Below are 18,490 nucleotides of genomic sequence, written 5' to 3'. Positions count from 1 at the left end.
CGCTTGCGGCCGCTACGTTGAATGACGTATTCGCGCCGGCGCAGGTGATTTCTAAAGTACCAGCCATGGTGCTCGGGGCACCGTCCGACGCACTGCGATGGTGCGCGGCTCACCCTTCCAACAACCTGCCTGGAGTTTCCCGATGTCGCGTGATTCAGAAGATCTTTCCCTCGATGCCCTGGCATTGCGCCGCCGCCGGCTGCTGCAGGGCGCTGCCGCGCTGCCCGTGATGGGCCTGTCCGGCCTGAGCTTCGGCCAGTCGCAGTTCCCCACGGCCAAGGTCAACAGCACCAAGCTCGCGGTGACCGACACCGAAGTGACGGTGGGCCAGCTGCACTCGTCCTCCGGCACCATGGCCATCTCGGAGACCGGCTCGATCCAGGCCGAGCAGCTCGCCATCGACCAGATCAACGCGATGGGCGGCATCCTCGGGCGCAAGATCAAGGTCATCAAGGAAGACGGCGCCTCCGATTGGCCCACCTTTGCCGAGAAGTCGAAGAAGCTGCTGGTCAACGACCATTGCGCCGCGGTGTTCGGCTGCTGGACCAGCGCCTCGCGCAAGGCCGTGCTGCCGGTGTTCGAGAAGGAGAACGGCCTCCTGTACTACCCGACCTTCTACGAAGGCCTGGAGCAGAGCAAGAACGTGATCTACACGGGCCAGGAAGCCACGCAGCAGATCATCTGGGGCCTCGATTGGGGCGCCAAGGAGAAGAAGGCCAAGACCTTCTTCCTGGTGGGCTCCGACTACATCTGGCCGCGCACCTCGATGAAGATCGCGCGCAAGCACATCGAGAACTTCCAGAAGGGCTCGGTCAAGGGCGAGGAGTACTACCCGCTGGGCCACACCAACTTCAACTCGCTGATCAACAAGATCAAGGTGGCCAAGCCCGACTGCATCTTCGCGGCGGTGGTGGGCGGCTCGAACGTGGCCTTCTACAAGCAGCTCAAGGCCGCGGGCATCACAGGCGACAAGCAGTTCCTGCTGACGCTGGCCGTGACGGAAGACGAGATGACCGGCGTGGGCGGCGAGAACTTCGCGGGCTTCTATTCGTCGATGAAGTACTTCCAGTCGCTCGACAACGCGAACAACAAGAAGTTCGTGGAAGCCTTCAAGGCCAAGTACGGCAAGGACGCGGTGATCGGCGACGTCACGCAGGCCGGCTACCTCGGCCCGTGGCTCTGGAAGGCGGCGGTGGAGAAGGCCGGCAGCTTCGACGTGGACAAGGTGGTGGCCGGCTCTCCGGGCATCGAGCTGAAGACGGCGCCTGAGGGCTACGTGAAGCTGGATGCGAACCACCATCTGTGGAGCAAGGCGCGCATCGGGCAAGGGCAGCTGGATGGCACGTTCAAGGTGGTGGCGGAGTCGGCGGAATTGATCAAGCCGGATCCGTTTCCCAAAGGCTACCAGTAACCCTGTCTCGCTCCCTCCCCTTCCGGGGGAGGGCAGGGGTGGGGGCAAGCGGCGTCACCCATGGGCACGCTCTGCCTGCCCCCATCCCAACCTTCCCCCGGAAGGGGAAGGAGCCAATACCCAACACCGGAATCGTTGCCATGACTCTGTCGGACATGATGAACATCGGCCTGATGCAGGGCTTCGCGGGGCTGAGCCTGTTCGCGGTGCTGCTGCTGATGGGCCTCGGGCTCGCGATCATCTTCGGCCAGATGGGCGTGATCAACATGGCGCATGGCGAGTTCATGACCATCGGCGCCTATTCGATCTACCTGGCCGCGCGCGTCACCGAAAGCCTGGCGCCCGCGTTCATGCCGTACTACTTTCCGATCGCGATCGGCCTGGCCTTCGTGTTCGCCTTCATCGTCGGCTGGATCGTGGAGTGGGTGCTGATCCGCCATCTCTACAAGCGCCCGCTCGACACGCTGCTCGCCACCTGGGGCGTGAGCCTGGGGCTGCAGCAGATCTTCCGCACCTTCATCGGCCCGAAGGAAGTGAGCCCCACGCTGCCCGAATGGCTCATGGGCTCGTGGACGCCGCATGAAGGCCTGGACATTCCGATCAACGGCCTGTTCGTGCTCGCCCTCACCGCGCTGGTCACCGGCGGCGTGCTGCTTGCGCTGCACAAGAGCCGGTGGGGGCTGCGCGTGCGCGCCACCGTGGCCAATCGCACCATGGCCAACGCGACCGGCATCGACACCATGAAGACCGACCGCCTGACCTTTGCCATTGGCTGCGGCATTGCCGGCATGGCGGGCGCGGCCTTCACCACCATCGGCTCGACCGGGCCGACCTCGGGCTCGCTCTACATCGTCGACGCCTTCCTGGTCGTCACCTTCGGCGGCGCGGCCAGCCTGCTGGGCACCGTGGTCTCGGCCTTCGGCATTGCGCAGACGCAGTCGATCTCGGAGTTCTTCATGACCGGCTCGATGGCCAAGGTGCTGACGCTCTCACTGATCGTGCTGATCTTGATGATGCGGCCGCAGGGCCTCTTCGCAGTCAAGGTCCGCCGCTGATGAACCCGATTCCTTCCTGGAGAACGTTCCGATGATGAATTTCATCAAGGCCTCGATCCTGCGCTACCAGCTCGGCAGCCTCCTGCTGCTGGTGCTGCTGCTGGCGGTCGTGCTGCCGCTGTCGCTCGACATCTTCCGCCTGAACCTCGTGGGCAAGTACCTCACCTATGCCTTCGTTGCCGTCGGCCTGGTCATGGTATGGGGCTACGGCGGCGTGCTGAGCCTGGGGCAGGGCGTGTTCTTCGGCATCGGCGGGTATGCGATGGCGATGTTCCTCAAGCTCGAAGCCTCCGACCCCATCACGACCAAGATCCAGTCGACGCCCGGCATTCCGGACTTCATGGACTGGAACCAGATCACCGAGCTGCCCGCGCTGTGGCTGCCGTTCAAGAGCCTGCCGCTGAGCCTCGCGCTGGTGGTGCTGGCGCCGATGGCGCTGGCCTGGCTCGTGAGCTTTGCGATGTTCAAGCGCCGCGTGGGCGGCGTGTACTTTGCGATCATCACGCAGGCGGTGGCGCTGATCTGCACCGTGCTCATCATCGGCCAGCAGGGCTACACGGGCGGCGTCAACGGCATGACCGACCTGAAGACGATGCTGGGCTGGGACACGCGCACCGACGGCGCCAAGTACGTCCTCTACTACGTCTGCGTGGGCCTGCTGGTCGCGAGCATCGTGCTGTGCCGCTGGATCCAGACCAGCAAGCTCGGCACGCTGCTGCTCGCCATGCGCGACAAGGAAGACCGCGTGCGCTTCTCGGGCTACGACGTGTCCAACTTCAAGGTCTTCATCTTCTGCCTCGCGGCCGGGCTCTCGGGCATCGGCGGGGCGATGTTCGCGCTGCAGGTGGGCTTCATGTCGCCGAGCTTCGTGGGCATCGTGCCGTCGATCGAGATGGTGATCTTCTGCGCCGTGGGGGGCCGCATGAGCCTGGTGGGCGCGGTGTACGGCGCGCTGCTGGTGAACGCAGGCAAGACGCTGTTCTCGGAGAGCTTTCCGGACCTGTGGCTGTTCCTGATGGCCGGCCTCTTCATCGGCGTGACCATGGCCTTCCCGATGGGGCTCGCGGGCCTGTGGGACGAGAAGTTGAGGCCCTGGTGGAAGGAGCGCCGCAAGGCGCTGCGCGAAGCCGCGGTGCAGCCGCCGGCCTCCACGCCACTGCCGCCTGCTGCACCGGCCGCGGCCGCGGCGCTCGAACCCCAACTGCCCGACGGTGTCGGCAGCCAGCGCGCCTGAAGAACACCGGAGCCACCACCTCATGAGCAACACCGACTTCGCGCTGGCCGTGGAAGACCTCAGCGTTTCGTTCGACGGTTTCAAGGCCATCGACGACCTCACGCTCTACATCGACAGGAACGAGCTGCGCGTGATCATCGGCCCCAACGGCGCGGGCAAGACCACGCTGCTGGACCTGATCTGCGGCAAGACCCGCGCCAGCGCCGGCAGCATCAAGTTCAAGAACACCGAGCTCACCAAGATGGCCGAGCACAAGCGCGTGCGGCTGGGCATTGGCCGCAAGTTCCAGACGCCGTCGATCTACGAGAACCTGAGCGTGTTCCAGAACCTGGAGGTGTCGTTCCCGAAGGGCCGCTCGGTGCTCGGCGCGCTGGCGTTCAAGTGCGACGACGAGGTCAAGGCCAAGGTCCAGGCAGTGGCCGAGGACATCGGCCTGGCCGACCGGCTGCGCACCGAGGCAGGATTGCTGAGCCATGGCCAGAAGCAGTGGCTGGAGATCGGCATGCTGCTGATGCAGGAGCCCGAGCTGCTGATGCTCGACGAGCCCATTGCCGGCATGAGCGCCCGTGAACGCGAGCTCACGGCCGACCTGCTCAAGCGCATCTGCCAGAACCGCGCGGTGATCGTCATCGAGCACGACATGGCTTTCGTGAAGCAGATCGCGCACAAGGTCACCGTGATGCACCAGGGAAAGATCCTGGCCGAGGGGCCGATGGAGAAGGTGCAGGCGGATCCGAAGGTCATTGATGTTTATCTGGGGCATTAGATGAAGCGCTGTCTTTCAGGGCGCGAACACGCCGACGGGGTACCTTGCTCCGCGAATGTCCCCCGGCCTGCGGCCTCCTCCTTGATTTCGCTGCGCAAGGCACCCCATCGGCGTGATCGTTATGCGCAACGGTTGTTGATCGGCCAGCACCACAGCCGCGCCCATCGTGCACAGGGCATCGGGTGCTTCCCGCAGCGAAATCAAGGAGGAGGGCGAAGCCCGGGGGACATTCGCGGAGGGAAGTACCCGGTGGCCTGTGCACGCGCCCTGAACAGCAGCGAAAAAAACAAGAGCACTAGAGCAACAACCAGATGAGCAACATCATGCTGAAAGTAGAAGACCTCCACGTAGCCTACGGCCAAAGCGAGGCCCTGCACGGCATCTCTTTCGAAGGCCATGCCAACGAAACAATAGCCGTCATGGGCCGCAACGGCATGGGCAAGACCACGCTGTTCAAGAGCCTCATGGGCGTGCTGCCGCTCAAGAGTGGCCGCATCGAAGTGGCGGGACAGGATGTATCGCGCGACGAGAGCTTCAAGCGCGTGGCCAAGGGCATCGCCTATGTGCCGCAGGGCCGCATGATCTTTCCGACCCTCACGGTGGAAGAGAACATCCAGACCGGCCTCGAGAACTCGAAGACAAAACGCATCCCCGAAGAGATATACGCCTTGTTCCCCGTGCTCTGGGACATGAAACGCCGCAAGGGCGGCAACCTCTCGGGCGGCCAGCAACAGCAGCTTGCCATTGCGCGCGCCCTCGTCACCGACCCCAAGGTGCTGCTGCTCGACGAGCCCACCGAAGGAATCCAGCCTTCGATCATCAAGGACATTGCCAAGGCCCTCAACGAGATCCGCAAGCTGCGCGGCATCACCATCGTCGTGTCCGAGCAGGTGCTGAGCTTTGCCATGGACGTGGCCGACCGGCTCTTCGTGATCGAAGGCGGGCGCCTCGTGCACGAGACCGCGCGCGACAAGACCGACGTCGACCACATCAAGGCTTATCTCTCCGTTTAACCACAACCCAACCAGGAGCCACTGCAAATGACGGACACGCTGATCAAGGTCGACCTGACCAAGCCGCCCACCGAGAACGAGATGATCCACAACCGCTGGCATCCGGACATTCCGATGGCCTGCTGGGTCAACCCGGGCGACGACTTCATCCTCGAGACTTTCGACTGGACCGGCGGCTTCATCAAGAACAACGACAGCGCCGACGACGTGCGCGACATCGACCTGAGCACCGTGCACTACCTCTCGGGCCCCGTAGGCGTGAAGGGCGCCGAGCCCGGCGACCTGCTGGTGGTGGACTTGCTCGACATCGGCGCCAAGCAGGACAGCCTCTGGGGCTTCAACGGCTTCTTCTCGAAGAAGAACGGCGGCGGCTTCCTGACCGAGCACTTTCCCGAAGCGCAGAAATCCATCTGGGACTTCAAGGGCATGTTCACCAGCTCGCGCCACATTCCGGGCGTCAACTTCGCGGGCCTCATCCACCCCGGCCTGATCGGCTGCCTGCCCGACAAGCCGATGCTCGACATGTGGAACGAGCGCGAAGGCAAGCTCATCGCCACCGACCCGGACCGCGTGCCCGGCCTTGCCAATCCGCCGTTCGCCGGCACCGCCCACATGGGCAAGATGACGGGCGAGGCGAGGGCGAAGGCCGCCGCCGAGGGCGCGCGCACCGTGCCGCCGCGCGAGCACGGCGGCAACTGCGACATCAAGGACCTGTCGCGCGGCTCGAAGGTGTTCTTTCCGGTGTACGTCGACGGCGCAGGCCTCAGCGTGGGCGACCTGCACTTCAGCCAGGGCGACGGCGAGATCACCTTCTGCGGCGCCATCGAGATGGCGGGCTGGGTGCACATGAAGGTCACGCTCATCAAGGGCGGCATGGCCAAGTACGGCATCAAGAACCCGATCTTCAAGCCGAGCGTGATCACGCCGCAGTACAACGACTACCTGATCTTCGAAGGCATCTCGGTCGACGAGGCCGGCAAGCAGTACTACCTGGACGTGAACGTGGCCTATCGGCAAGCTTGCCTCAACGCCATCGAGTACCTGAAGAAGTTCGGCTACTCGGGCGCGCAGGCCTATTCGATCCTGGGCACCGCACCCGTGCAGGGCCACATCAGCGGCGTGGTCGACGTGCCCAACTCCTGTGCCACGCTCTGGCTGCCCACGCAGATCTTCGACTTCGACATCAACCCGAACGCCGCGGGGCCGGTGAAGATGATCGACGGCAGCATCGACATGCCGCTCTCGCACGACCTGGCCTGACGGACGCGCCCATGCCCACCTACGACTACGCCTGCGGCCGGTGCGGCGGCTTCGAGGCGCTGCGGCCTTCGGGCCAGCGCGACGATCCCGCCGCATGCCCCGACTGCGGCGCCGCATCGCCACGCGTGCTTTCGGCGGCGCCGCGGCTCGCGCTGATGGCCTCGGGCACGCGCCGCGCGATGGAGACCAACGAGCGCGCCCGGCACGAGCCGGGCAGCTCGCGCGACTACGCGCGCTTCAAGCATCCGGCGGGCTGCGGCTGCTGCGCGGGTTCATCGCCGCGGCGCAGTGCGACGGTGACGGCACCCAACGGCGCCAAGTCGGCGCCTGCCAAGCGGCCCTGGATGATTTCGCACTAATGCAGGCCTAACAATCCACGGCATGCAGCGGGCCGGCACCGGTTCGATTGTTTCAATCCCGTGAACGCCGCGATTCCGTTTGCCGCGGTTTTTTGAGGCACTTCAGGATCACACTTCATTTCACCAACCAACCCATTAGGAGATTGAAATGAATGCCTCGAAAGTCCTCGCTGCTGCTGCCCTCTCGCTCCTGGCTGCCGCCGGTGCGCATGCAGAAACCTACGAAGGTGTGCTGACCGTGAACTCCGGCGTTTCGCGCGCCGAAGTCGCGCCGCAAGCCGTTGCCGCCGCCCGCGCCGGCAACGAATACGGCGACAGCGCCAGCGCCGGTGCGCAAGCCTTCACCTCGACCGCCGACCGCGCGACCATCCAGGCCGAAGCCGTTGCCAAGGCGCACGACCCGCTCGCAAGCCTCGACCGCCGCGCGTTCTACCGCGACGAAGTGCCGCAAGCCTACAAGAAGCCCAGCGTGTCGTTCACGCGCCAGGCCGGCCTCTGAGCCGAATCGCTCCCTTGATCGGCGTAATGAAGAACGGGCCCCCGACGGGGCCCGTTTTTCGCGTTCTCCGCCAGCCGTTCCTCATCCGATCCTGAATACCTTGGCTTGCCCGTTGCATCGGGCGCGCAGCAGATCACCATCGATCTCGATGTGCGTCCAGGCCGCGAACACCCTGTCGCCGTCCAGCAGCTCGATGCTGTCGGCGGACAGCACCCTGTAGCGAAAGATCGGTGCGCATGCAGGTCCGTTCTTCTCTCCCAGGATCGCGGCGACCGTGCCGTCCGGACCGAAGCTGTAGCTCTCGGTGCTCGTTTCGCAGATGAGTGCCAGGCGGCGCCCGGCGAGCAGGGGTGTTTTCATCATCGACCGATCGTCCACCGCGCCTCACTCCGGCGTGAGCGCGAAGCTCTTCTTGATGCCGTCTGCGGCCGAAGGTGCCACCCACAGGTCGAACTCTCCCGGCTCCACCGTCGGCTTCATGTCGCGGCCGATGAACTGCAGGTCGTCCGGGCGCAGCGTGAACTCGACCACCTTCGACGCACCGGGCCCGATGCGCACCTTGCGGAAGTTCTTGAGCTCGCGCACCGGCCGCGTCACGCTCGCGGCGCGTTCGGCGGCATAGAGCTGCACCACTTCCTCGGCCTCGCGCTGGCCGGTGTTGGTGACGGTGGCGCGCACGCGCAGCGTGCCGCCGATCGGCAGCCGGTCCTGGCTCAGCTCCATGCCGTCGTAGCGCACCGGCGCATAGCCGATGCCATGGCCGAAGGGGTAGAGCGCCCGGTTCGTGGTGTCCACGTAGCGGGTCTTGAAGGCCATGGCCTGGTCGTAGTCGGGCAGCGGCCGGCCGGTGCGCTTCTGGCCGTAGTAGAAGGGCACCTGGCCGGACGCCTGCGGAAAGCTCACCGGCAGGCGGCCCGAGGGATTGAAGTCGCCGAAGACCACGTCGGCAATGGCGTTGCCGGTCTGCACGCCGAGAAACCAGGTGACGAGGATGGCGTCGGCATTGCGCACCGCACCCTTGAGTGCCATCGCGCGGCCGTTGCTCAGCAGCACGACCACGGGCTTGCCGGTGGCGGCCACGGCCTCGGCCAGGTCCTGCTGGGCCTGCGGAATGCCGATGTCGGTGCGCGAGCGCGCCTCGCCCGACATGCGCTCGCTCTCGCCGATGGCGAGCACCACCACGTCGGCCTCGCGCGCGGCGGCCACGGCGGCCTCGATGCCGCCGGCCAGCGGCGCATCGATGCCCGAGCCGCGCACCACCGCCAGCGCGCCCGGGTCGGCCAGCGCGGCGCGCAGGCCGTCGTCGATGCCCACGGGCGCCGCCTGGCCCGGGAACAGGCTCCACGCACCGAGCAGGTCCTGCGTGCCCGAGGCGAAGGGCCCGATCAGCGCGATCTTGCGGCCCGCCTTGGGCAGCGGCAGCACTGCGCGCTCGTTCTTCAGCAGCACGATCGAGCGGCGCGCATCCTCGCGTGCCAGCGCGATGTGCGCGGGGTTGTCGGCCCGCGGCTGCGCCGGTGCGGCGTCGAGCCCGCGCAGCGGCTGGTCGAAGAGGCCCAGCTTCTGCTTGACCCACAGCACGCGGCGCACCGCGTCGTCCAGGCGCGCCATCGGCACTTCGCCCGAGGCCACGAGTTCGGGCAGGTGGCGCATGTACAGGCCGCTCTGCATGCTGACGTCGGTGCCGGCCAGGAACGACTGCTTCGCTGCCTCGCGGCCGTCGGCGGCGTAGCCGTGCGCGATCAGTTCCTCGTCGGCCGTGTAGTCGGACACCACGAAGCCCTTGAACTTCCATTCGTCGCGCAGCACGCCCGTCAGCAGCGCCGGGTTGGCAATCGACGGAATGCCCGAGATCTCGTTGAAGGCGCTCATGACCGAGAGCGCGCCCGCGTCCAGCGCGGCGCGGAACGGCGGCAGGTAGACCTGGCGCAGCGTGCGCTCCGAGATGTCGGTGGCGGCGTAGTCGAGCCCGCCCTCGGCAGCGCCGTAGGCCGCGAAGTGCTTGGGCGTGGCCAGCAGCGAATCGCCGCGCGAGAGGTCGGCGCCCTGGAAGCCGCGCACGCGCGCGGCCGCGAACTGGTTGGCCAGGTACACGTCTTCGCCCGCGCCCTCGATGCCGCGGCCCCATCGCGCATCGCGTGCAATGTCCACCATCGGCGCGAAGGTCCAGCGAAAGCCGTCGGCGCTCGCTTCCACCGCGGCGGCGCGCGCGGTGCGCTCGGCCAGTTCGGGCTCCCAGCTCGCGGCCTCGGCCAGCGGCATCGGGAAGATGGTGCGAAAGCCGTGGATCACGTCGGCACCGTACAGCAGCGGAATGCCCAGGCGCGATTCGCGCACGGCCACCTCCTGCAGCACCCGCTTGCGCTCCAGCCCCTCGTTGTTGAACAGGCCGGTGACGCGGCCGGCGCGCACGTCGTCGATTTCCTGCTGCGCATTGCGCTGGCCGGCTTGCGGGTTGCCGGGAATGTTGGTGTTGGCGGGGCCGTAGAGGCTGAGCTGGCCGACCTTCTCCTCGACCGTCATGCGGGCGATGAGCGATTCGATGCGGGCGTCCGCGCCCTTGGCGCCCTCGGCGGTGGCCGGGGCCGGGAGAGACGCGGGGGAGAAGAGAACCGAGGCCAGGCCCAGCAGGGCCGCCGCCATGGCGGGGATTCGAACGTGCATGGCACGCCATTCTCACGCCAAAGCGATGCCGCACGGAACGGCCGGGCTTTGACGGTAAGGCGCGGGCGCCTATTCGGCGGTCGCGCCGGCGTCGCGGGCCACCTTCACCCACTTGGTGGTTTCGCTGCCGATGAAGGCCTTGAGCTCGGCCGGCCGCATGTTGCCTGCTGTTACGCCTTGCTCCTCGAAACGCCTGGCCACGTCCTGCTGCTGCAGCGCGCGGGCGACTTCGGCGTTCAGGCGCGTGACCAGTGCCGGCGGCGTGCCGTGCGGTGCCATGAGTGCGAACCAGGTGGTCATGTCGTAGCCCTTGAGGCCGGCCTCGTCCAGCGTGGGCACGCCCGGGTAGGCCGGCGAGCGCTTCAGCGTGGTCACGGCCAGCGCATGCACCTTGCCGCCGCGCACGTGCGGCGCGGCCGAGGGGCTGGTCTCGATGGCCATCTGGATCTGGCCGCCGATCAGGTCCGCCATCATCGGCGCGCCGCCCTTGTAGGGCACGTGGGTGACGTCGGTCCGGGTCATCGAGCGGAACAGCTCGCCCGAGATGTGCTCGGTGCTGCCGTTGCCGGCCGAGCCGAAGTTCACCTTGCCGGGATTGGCCTTGATGTAGGCCACCAGTTCCGCCACCGACCTGGCCGGCACCTTGTCGTTGACCACCAGCACGTTGGGCGTGGAGGCCACGAGCGCCACGGGATCGAAGTCGCGCTGGAAGTCGTAGGGCAGGCGCTTGTAGAGGCCCGGCGCGATCGAATGCGCGATGGTGGCCAGGAACAGCGTGTAGCCGTCGGCCGGCGCCTTCGATGCGATGGCCGCGCCCACGGTGCCGCCTGCGCCGCCACGGTTGTCGATGATGACCGGCTGCCCGAGCGATTCCGAGAGCTTCTGGCCCACGGTGCGCGCGACGATGTCGGTGGTGCCGCCTGCCACGAAGGGCACGACGATGGTGATGGGCTTGGCGGGCCAGCCGTCTGCGAGCGCGGTCGATGCGGCCGCCGCCGAGAGCAGGGCGGCCATGCCGGCGCGCAGGAAAGAGGAGAGCGTCTTGTTCATCGTGATGGGTCTTGGTGTTGTCGTGGTTTTGAAGATTGCAGGGTCTGGGGTGCACGAGTTCATTCACTCGGCGCCCAGCTGCAGGCGGCTGGGCAGGCGTTTTTCGATCGCGAACTTGAGCAGCGCCGCCGAGCGGAAGATGCCGTGCGCGAACTTGCCGTAGGGCAGCGTGAGGAACAGCGCCATCACTACGCCCAGGTGCACCGCGAGCAGCAGCGCCATGAAGGCGGTGTCGCGCCAGGCGAGCAGGGCCAGGCCGGTCGCGCTGGTGAGCAGCAGCAGCGCGATGAAGCCGCGGTCCATCGGCCGCTGGGCCACGTCGCCATGCGCCGCATTGCGCCGCAGGTTCAGCCACAGCAGCCCGACGGGGCCGATCACCAGGCCGATGCCGCCCGCGGTGCCCAGCAGCACCGGCAGGCTCGTGAGCGTATAGGGCGCGTGCAGGCCCAGCAGGTAGTGGTAGAGCGTTGCCACGCAGGTGGAGGCGAAGCACAGCATGAAGCCGTAGAAGGTGAAGTGGTGGAAACGCCGGCGCCAGGGCGTGAAGCGGTCGTCTTCGTTGTTGCAGCCCTCGCCGTGGCCGCCGTCCAGGTAGGTGAGGCGCAGCACGTCGTGCGCGGCCTCGGCGCCGGCCGCGGCGCGCACGCCGGCCACTTCGCCCGGCGCGTTCTCCTGCGGCGGCGACACCTCGCGCCAGAAGCGCCGCACGCCCATCGCCAGCGCGAACAGCACAAAGGCGAACACCGCGCCGAACACCAGCGCGAGAAAGTTGTGCGGAAAGATCGCGTAGAAGTTGCCCGCGAGCGGCTCGTGCAGCAGCGCGCCCGACATCGCGACGGCCAGCACGAGGAACAGCGCCAATCCACCGGCCAGCGCCAGCGCGACGGTGAGCCCGGCCTTCTTGTAGAGCGCGCCCATCGCAGGGGGCCAGGCGTAGTCGTGGTAGGTCTGCAGGCGCACCTGCGCCATCGCCTGCGGCACGTTCACCGCAAACTCGTGCGGCGGCGCATATTGGCAGGCATGCAGGCAGGAGCCGCAGTTGTGGCACAGGTTGGCCAGATAGTGCGTGTCGGCCTTGCCGAACTCCAGCCGCCGCGTCATTGCGGGGAACACGGCGCAGAAGCCTTCGCAATACCGGCAGGCGTTGCAGATCTGCAGGATGCGCGCGACTTCGGCTTCGCTGGCGGCGAGCGGCAGCGCCGGCCGGATGGGAATGACGCGCGCCGATGCGCTGCCGATGCCATCGGCATCCGCACGGGCGCGTGCGACCAGGTCAGTGAGCTGCTGCAAGGGCGGTCTCCGGGGAATTCTTTTTCGAATGGCTCTTTGCTGCGCGTGCCGCCTGCGTGCCCGCGATGCGGCCGAAGGCCGTGCCGATGCTCATGCCCACGCCGGCCGTGTAGCCCTTGCCCAGCACATTGCCGGCCATCATTTCGCCGGCTACGAACAGGTTGGGGCTGGGCCGGCCGCCAAAGCGCACGGCCGCGGTCTCGTCCACCTTCAGGCCGAGATACGTGAAGGTGATGCCGGGCCGCAGCGGGTAGGCGTAGAAGGGCGCGGTGTCGATCGGGCGCGCCCAGTGCGTCTTGGCGGGCGCGATGCCTTCGGTGTGGCAGTCGTCGAGGGCCGTGTGGTCGAAGCGGCCGACGCGGCAGGCCGCGTTGTAGTCCTGCACGGTGCGCACGAACGTGGCTTCGTCCAGGCCGATCTTCTGCGCCAGCTCGCCGAGCGTGCTTGCCTGCGTGCCGGTGAACACCGGCGGCATGAAGCGCCCGACGGCCTTCTGGTCGATGACCGACCACGCGATCTGCTCCGGCTGCTGCGCCACCAGCCGGCCCCAGATCGCGTAGCGCTTGGGCCAGAAGTCTTCGCCCTCATCGTAGAAGCGTTGCGCCTCGCGGTTGACCACCACGCCGAGCGACACGCAGTCGATGCGGGTGCAGATGCCGCCGTCGTAGAGCGGTGCGCGCGCATCGATGGCCACCATGTGGCCCTGCGACGGATCGCCGATGCTGTCGGCGCCGGCGCCGATCATGTACTTCAGCAGCACGCCCTGGTTGAAGCGCGTGCCGCGGACGAGGAAATTGTCGGCCGGCCATTCGCCGCGCTCGTTCTGGCCCCAGGCTTCGCGCAGCCATTCACGGTTCGATTCGAAGCCGCCGGCGGCCAGCACGCAGCTCCTGGCTTCGATGCGCTCGCCGGCCTCGGTGCGCACGGCCACGAAGCGCTCGCCGTCGAGCTCCACTGAGGCCACGGGCGTCTCGTAGCGGATCTGCACGCCCAACTTTTCGGCGCTGCGGAAATAGGCATTCACCAGCGCCTTGCCGCCGCCCATGAAGAAGGCATTGGTGCGCGCCACGTGCAGCGCGCCCGACAGCGGCGGCTGGAAGTGCACGCCATGGCTGCGCATCCAGTCGCGGCAGTTCGACGAGGCGCGGATCACCAGGCGCGCGAGGTGCTCGTCGGTCAGGCCGCCGGTCACCTTCAGCAGGTCTTGCCAGTACTCCTCTTCAGGGTAGGCATCGACCAGCACGTCCTGCGGCGCGTCGTGCATGCAGCGCAGGTTGCGGGTGTGCTGCGAATTGCCGCCGCGCCATTCCTTCGGCGAGGCTTCCAGCAGCAGCACCGAAGCGCCGGCCTCGCGCGCCATCAGCGCGGCGCACAGCGCGGCATTGCCGCCGCCGACAACCAGTACATCTATCACTCGTGGGTCTCCTTTGAATCAGGAGACTTTAGGGAGCGCGCCCTTCACGCGAAAGGCCGAAAGAGGCAACGGGTGTTCAGTTATCGAGAAGACTTGCGCCGGTCCATCGGCCCTCGCGCACCAGGGCGCGCGCCGTGTCGGCAACCACCACGCGCGCGGCCAGCGCGGCCGGCGAAAGCTCGTCGTCCGAGAGGCTCACGAGCAGGTTGCGGCGGCCCACGTGCGCATCGCTGATCTGCGTGAGCTCCAGGTCGTCGCGGTCATGCCGGGCCGTGGCGGCGCCGGGCTGCACGGTGGCGCCGTAGCCCGCGCGCACCGCGTCCATCAGCAGCGCGAGGCCGTCGACCTCGGCAACGATGCGCGGCTGGATGCGGGCCCGCGCAAAGGCCGCCATCAGCGTCGCGCGCAGGCCGTGGCTGCCGCTCGGCAGGATCAGCGGCACCTCGGCGAGCTGCGACAGGCGGACCTTGGTGCCCGTGGGGCGCCCCTCCAGCGTCGGCGACGCGATCACGAACAGCTTCTCGGCCAGGAGCGGCGCCACGCTCCAGCGCCGCGGCGTATCGGTCTGGAACAGCACCGCCAGGTCGAGCTGGCGCGCGTGCAGCATCGTCGTGAGATGGCCCGACAGCGCCTCGACCATGTGCAGCCGCACCTCGGGGTAGCGCTGCTGCATGGCGCGCATCAGCGGCACGCCCAGCACGGTGGCGGTGGTGGGCGCGAGGCCCACGCTCACATGGCCCGACAGGCGTGCCTGCTGCGCCGCGCGCACGGCATCGTCGGCATGCCGCAGCGTGAGCTGGGCCTGCTGCAAAAAGGCCAGGCCGGCATCGGTGGGCACCACGCCGGTCGAACTGCGCTGCAAGAGGCGCGTGGAGAGCTCGCCTTCGAGCCGGCTGATCTGCTGGCTCAGCGCCGAGGTGACCACGCCCAGTTCGACGGCCGCACGGCCCATGCTGCGCAGTTCACAGACCTTGACGAAGTAGCGCAGTTGCCGGAGTTCCATGCCCGCATCATCGCGCAGTTGAAAAAATGGCCGCCAACACCCGTCGCGCAGGCGCTGGCAGCCGTGGAAACCGGGATCGGCGCTTGTTGCTTATTGCTTGTAGCTGTCGTCGATGCGGTCGAGCTTGCGGATCAGCGAAGGCCAGACGAACTGCCCGCCCAGGCCGCCGGTCTGCACCTTCATCGCCTGGCCCACGCCCTCGACGATCCTGGGGTTCACCTGCGTGAGTTCGCCGCCGCCCGATTGCGCGGCGATCTGGATCTGGCAGGTGTTCTCGAAGGTGTACATCGAAAGGAAGGCGTCGGCAATGGTCTTGCCGCAAGTCAGCAGGCCGTGGTTGCGCAGCATCAGGAAATTGGCGTTGCCCATGTCGGCCTGCAGGCGCGGCTTCTCGTCGTCGCGGAAGGCCACGCCTTCGTAGTCGTGGTAGGCCAGCGACGCCAGCACGAAGGTCGACTGCTGGCTGATGGGCAGCACGCCGTTCTTCTGCGCGCTCACCGCAATGCCGGCCCGGGTGTGGGTGTGCAGCACGCACTGGATGTCTTCGCGCGCCGCATGCACGGCGCTGTGGATCACGAAGCCGGCGGGGTTCACGGGGTAGGGCGAGTCGATGATCTTGTTGCACTGCTGGTCGACCTTGACCAGGCTCGACGCGGTGATCTCGTCGAACATCAGGCCGTAGGGGTTGATCAGGAAGTGATGCTCGGGCCCGGGAATGCGCGCGCTGATGTGCGTGAAGACCAGGTCGCTCCAGCCGTAGAGCGCTACCAGGCGGTAGCAGGCGGCAAGGTCGACGCGCAGCTGCCACTCCTCGGCGGAGACGAGCTTCTGGATTTCGGATTGGGTGTTTGCGTTCATGGTGGTGGTTTCCTTGGGGATGGGTCAGGCCGCGGCTGGTTCCTTCATGGCCGCCTTGTAGATGCTCTGCTTCGGCTGCGCCATCAGGCGCTGCAGCATGGGCTCGAACTCGCTGATGGGCAGCGTCTCGGCGCGGGGGTCGAAGGCCGGGTTGTCGTAGAGCGCGCAGAACTCGGCCGTGCGCTCGTAGTGCGGATGGTCCTTGAAGCCGTCGCGCATGTCGCGGTCCAGGCCGATGTGATGGAAGAAGTAGTGGCCCTGGAAGATGCCGTGGTGCTGCACCATCCAGTGGTTGGCCTCGCTCACGAAGGGCTTGAGGATGGCCGCGGCAATGTCGGGATGGTTGAAGCTGCCGAGCGTGTCGCCGATGTCGTGCAGGAGCGCGCACACCACGTATTCCTCGTCGCGGCCGTCGCGCAGCGCGCGCGTGGCGGTCTGCAGCGAATGGGTGTAGCGGTCGACCGGAAAGCCGCCGTAGTCGCCTTCGAGGATCTGCAGGTGCCGGATCACGCGCGCGGGCAGGCCGCCCGCGAACTGCCTGAACTCGCCGCCGATCAGCTGCCAGTCTTCGCGCGTGCTCTCCTGCATGCTCCTGAAACCTGCCCGTTCGCTCATCGTGTTGTCTCCGTGTTCTTTGGGGGGAGCGGCCACTGTAGACCCGGGCTTGACGTTCAACTGTCAAGAATTTGACAATGCAAGGCTCTGGTAAACCCCCGCATGCCGCCTTCCAAACCGCGTCTCTCCCCTGTGCACCGCGCCGCGATGGAGCGCAATCCATGGTTCACCAGCATGCCGCGCGCGCAGCGCGAAGCACTGCTGGGCGCGGGCGAACTCATCCACGTGCGGCGCGGCGCCATGGTGTTCCGCCAGGGCGATCCGATCCATGCGGCGGGCGGCGGCTTCTATGGCCTCCTGGCCGGCACGATCAAGATCTCTTCGCTGCGGCAGGACGGGCGCGAGGCCATTCTTGCGGTGCTCGAGCCCGGCAACTGGTTCGGCGAGATCACGCTGATCGACGGCTCGCCGCGCACGCACGACGCCACCGCGCTGGAGGCGCTCGACCTGCTCGTGGTGCCGCCCGAGGCCTTTGCCCAGCAGATGCGCGACGTGGTCTTTGCCAATGCGGTGGCCGCCATGCTGGCCGCGCGCGTGCGCATGCTCTACGGCCTCACCGAAGACGCCACGCTGCGCAGCCTGCGTGCGCGCGTGGCGCACCGGCTGCTGGTGCTGGCGCGCGGCGACGCCACGCAGTCGCTGCAGCTGCGCCGCACGCTGATGCTGCCGCAGGAGGCGCTGGCGATGATGCTCGGCGTCACGCGCCAGACGCTTTCGAAGGAGCTCAATGCGCTGGCGGGCGAGGGCGTGCTCGCGCTGGGCTACGGGCGCATCGAGCTCAGGTCGATCGATGCGCTGCAGGCGCTGGCGAGCACCGGATAGCGCCTCAGCGCAGCACGCGCCCGTCGGCCGAGATGCTGATCAGGTCGATGGTGCGCGAGGCATCGCGCAGGCCCGGGCGCAGGTTGACGCGGAAGCCGCCCACGTCGTAGTCGGTCATGGCGGTCATCACGCGCTGCAGGCTCGCCGTGGTGAAGCCGCGGCCCGCGCGGCGCACCGCTTCGCCCGCCACCTTGACCGCGATGAAGCCTTCGAGCCCTTCGTACGAGGGCGTCTGGTCGGAGTTGTCGACCGCGGCGCGGTACTCCTTGACGATCGGAATGGCCGAGGGCCGCGGCGACGGCACTACCTGCGAGATCACGATGCCGCCGATGTCCTTGCCCAGTTCGGCATAGAGCGGGTCGATGCCCACGATCGAGAAGGCCATGAAGCTGCCGCTGTAGCCGCTCTTGCGCAGCTTGCGGATCGCGCTGGCCGTGGTGCCCGAGAGCGACACCAGCACGATGGCCTGCGGCGTCTGCTGCAGCACCGTCTTCAGCGCCGCGTCGAGCTTGTCGGCGCCGCCGGCCGGCACCATCGCCGAGGCCACCAGCGCGGGCAGCTTCAGCTCGGTGATGGCCTGCTGCACGGCGGCCAGGCCGGCGCGGCCCATGGCGTCGTCGTCGCCCACCAGCGCGATGCGCGTCTGGCCCACGGTGGCGCACTGGCGCACGATCTTCAGCGCCTCGTCGATCATGCCGGGGCGCACGTGGAACACGTTGGGGTGGCTGGCCTCGCGCAGCGTGTCGGCGGCGGCAAAAGGCGCGAACAGCAGGCTGCCCTGCTGCGCGGCCACGTTGGCGCCGGCGTCGCTGCTGGCCGTGCCCACGAAGCCGAACAGCATGTCGGCCTTGTCGGTGCCAAGCAGCGTGCGTGCATTGGCGGCGGCCCGGCCCGCGTCGTAGCCGTCGTCCAGCTGCAGCAGCTTGAGCTGCAGGCCGCTGGCGGCATTGCGCTCGTTGAAGTCGGCCACCGCGAGCCGGCTGCCGGCCGCAAAGGCCAGCCCGATCTCGCCGGCCGCGCCCGTCAGCGGCACCGACTGGCCCAGCACGACCACCCGTGCGCCCGCCGCGCGGCCCGACGATTGCGACAGCGCCGGCAGATGAACGCCGCCGCCCAGCAGCAGCGCCCCGCACGCCTTGCCCAGCCATTCCCTGCGAGAACTGTCCATGGCTCACCT

Annotated in this window: 18 protein-coding genes; 9 read left to right on the top strand and 9 right to left on the bottom strand. The window is 67.5% G+C overall.

What is annotated here, in order from left to right:
• The first annotated feature begins 142 nt into the window (after window positions 1–142).
• From urtA to AC1DSC_RS09270, 8 genes are all read left to right on the top strand, one after another.
• Entirely contained in the window at window positions 143–1,411 is a 1,269-nt protein-coding gene (urtA, locus tag AC1DSC_RS09305) for an urea ABC transporter substrate-binding protein (RefSeq protein ID WP_028254250.1), read from the top strand.
• Between the two features lie 140 nt (window positions 1,412–1,551).
• A complete protein-coding gene (gene urtB / locus AC1DSC_RS09300) occupies window positions 1,552–2,466 on the top strand; it encodes an urea ABC transporter permease subunit UrtB (RefSeq protein WP_012748243.1) in 915 nt (304 codons plus the stop codon).
• 34 nt (window positions 2,467–2,500) lie between these two features.
• Window positions 2,501–3,700: an urea ABC transporter permease subunit UrtC gene (gene urtC, locus AC1DSC_RS09295; protein ID WP_436288298.1), complete on the top strand. Its 1,200-nt coding sequence runs from the start codon at window positions 2,501–2,503 to the stop codon at window positions 3,698–3,700.
• Window positions 3,701–3,722: 22 nt separating this feature from the next.
• Window positions 3,723–4,466: an urea ABC transporter ATP-binding protein UrtD gene (gene urtD / locus AC1DSC_RS09290; protein WP_124958114.1), complete on the top strand. Its 744-nt coding sequence runs from the start codon at window positions 3,723–3,725 to the stop codon at window positions 4,464–4,466.
• 323 nt (window positions 4,467–4,789) lie between these two features.
• Window positions 4,790–5,479, top strand: a complete 690-nt coding sequence (gene urtE / locus AC1DSC_RS09285; protein ID WP_436287841.1) for an urea ABC transporter ATP-binding subunit UrtE — start codon at window positions 4,790–4,792, stop codon at window positions 5,477–5,479.
• A gap of 27 nt (window positions 5,480–5,506) precedes the next feature.
• A complete protein-coding gene (fmdA, locus tag AC1DSC_RS09280) occupies window positions 5,507–6,739 on the top strand; it encodes a formamidase (RefSeq protein ID WP_436287840.1) in 1,233 nt (410 codons plus the stop codon).
• Between the two features lie 11 nt (window positions 6,740–6,750).
• A complete protein-coding gene (locus AC1DSC_RS09275) occupies window positions 6,751–7,098 on the top strand; it encodes an FmdB family zinc ribbon protein (RefSeq protein WP_436287839.1) in 348 nt (115 codons plus the stop codon).
• A gap of 148 nt (window positions 7,099–7,246) precedes the next feature.
• Window positions 7,247–7,597, top strand: coding sequence for a hypothetical protein (locus AC1DSC_RS09270; RefSeq protein WP_012748237.1), 351 nt, complete (start codon window positions 7,247–7,249; stop codon window positions 7,595–7,597).
• 81 nt (window positions 7,598–7,678) lie between these two features.
• On the opposite strand, the gene AC1DSC_RS09265 is transcribed toward AC1DSC_RS09270, so the two are convergent.
• The 8 genes from AC1DSC_RS09265 to AC1DSC_RS09230 all read right to left on the bottom strand — a co-directional run bounded on the left by AC1DSC_RS09265 (window position 7,679) and on the right by AC1DSC_RS09230 (window position 16,491).
• A complete protein-coding gene (locus tag AC1DSC_RS09265; RefSeq protein ID WP_412511124.1) occupies window positions 7,679–7,960 on the bottom strand; it encodes a hypothetical protein in 282 nt (93 codons plus the stop codon).
• 21 nt (window positions 7,961–7,981) lie between these two features.
• Entirely contained in the window at window positions 7,982–10,261 is a 2,280-nt protein-coding gene (locus tag AC1DSC_RS09260) for a glycoside hydrolase family 3 N-terminal domain-containing protein (RefSeq protein WP_436287838.1), read from the bottom strand.
• Between the two features lie 69 nt (window positions 10,262–10,330).
• Entirely contained in the window at window positions 10,331–11,311 is a 981-nt protein-coding gene (locus AC1DSC_RS09255; RefSeq protein WP_278875624.1) for a tripartite tricarboxylate transporter substrate binding protein, read from the bottom strand.
• Window positions 11,312–11,374: 63 nt separating this feature from the next.
• A complete protein-coding gene (gene tcuB, locus AC1DSC_RS09250) occupies window positions 11,375–12,601 on the bottom strand; it encodes a tricarballylate utilization 4Fe-4S protein TcuB (RefSeq protein WP_436287837.1) in 1,227 nt (408 codons plus the stop codon).
• Entirely contained in the window at window positions 12,585–14,015 is a 1,431-nt protein-coding gene (gene tcuA, locus AC1DSC_RS09245; protein WP_436287836.1) for an FAD-dependent tricarballylate dehydrogenase TcuA, read from the bottom strand. Before tcuA ends, tcuB begins: the two co-directional genes overlap by 17 nt.
• Before the next feature lie 76 nt (window positions 14,016–14,091).
• Entirely contained in the window at window positions 14,092–15,018 is a 927-nt protein-coding gene (locus AC1DSC_RS09240; RefSeq protein ID WP_436287835.1) for a LysR family transcriptional regulator, read from the bottom strand.
• 90 nt (window positions 15,019–15,108) lie between these two features.
• A complete protein-coding gene (locus AC1DSC_RS09235) occupies window positions 15,109–15,876 on the bottom strand; it encodes a class II aldolase/adducin family protein (protein WP_436287834.1) in 768 nt (255 codons plus the stop codon).
• 24 nt (window positions 15,877–15,900) lie between these two features.
• The gene (locus tag AC1DSC_RS09230) at window positions 15,901–16,491 is read right to left on the bottom strand and encodes an HD domain-containing protein (protein WP_436287833.1); all 591 of its coding nucleotides are present in this window, start codon (window positions 16,489–16,491) and stop codon (window positions 15,901–15,903) included.
• 102 nt (window positions 16,492–16,593) lie between these two features.
• Here AC1DSC_RS09230 and AC1DSC_RS09225 point away from each other — a divergent pair, with 102 nt between their 5' ends.
• Complete coding sequence (locus AC1DSC_RS09225) at window positions 16,594–17,313, top strand: Crp/Fnr family transcriptional regulator (RefSeq protein WP_436287832.1); 720 nt, start codon at window positions 16,594–16,596, stop codon at window positions 17,311–17,313.
• A 4-nt stretch (window positions 17,314–17,317) separates the two neighbouring features.
• Here AC1DSC_RS09225 and AC1DSC_RS09220 read toward each other — a convergent pair whose 3' ends face one another.
• Window positions 17,318–18,481 (bottom strand): ABC transporter substrate-binding protein, encoded by a 1,164-nt coding sequence (locus AC1DSC_RS09220; RefSeq protein ID WP_436287831.1) that lies wholly within the window; start codon window positions 18,479–18,481, stop codon window positions 17,318–17,320.
• Between the last annotated feature and the right edge of the window lie 9 nt (window positions 18,482–18,490).

Source organism: Variovorax sp. 01N425, assembly GCF_056399465.1.
This window is presented reverse-complemented; position numbering and strand designations above follow the sequence as displayed.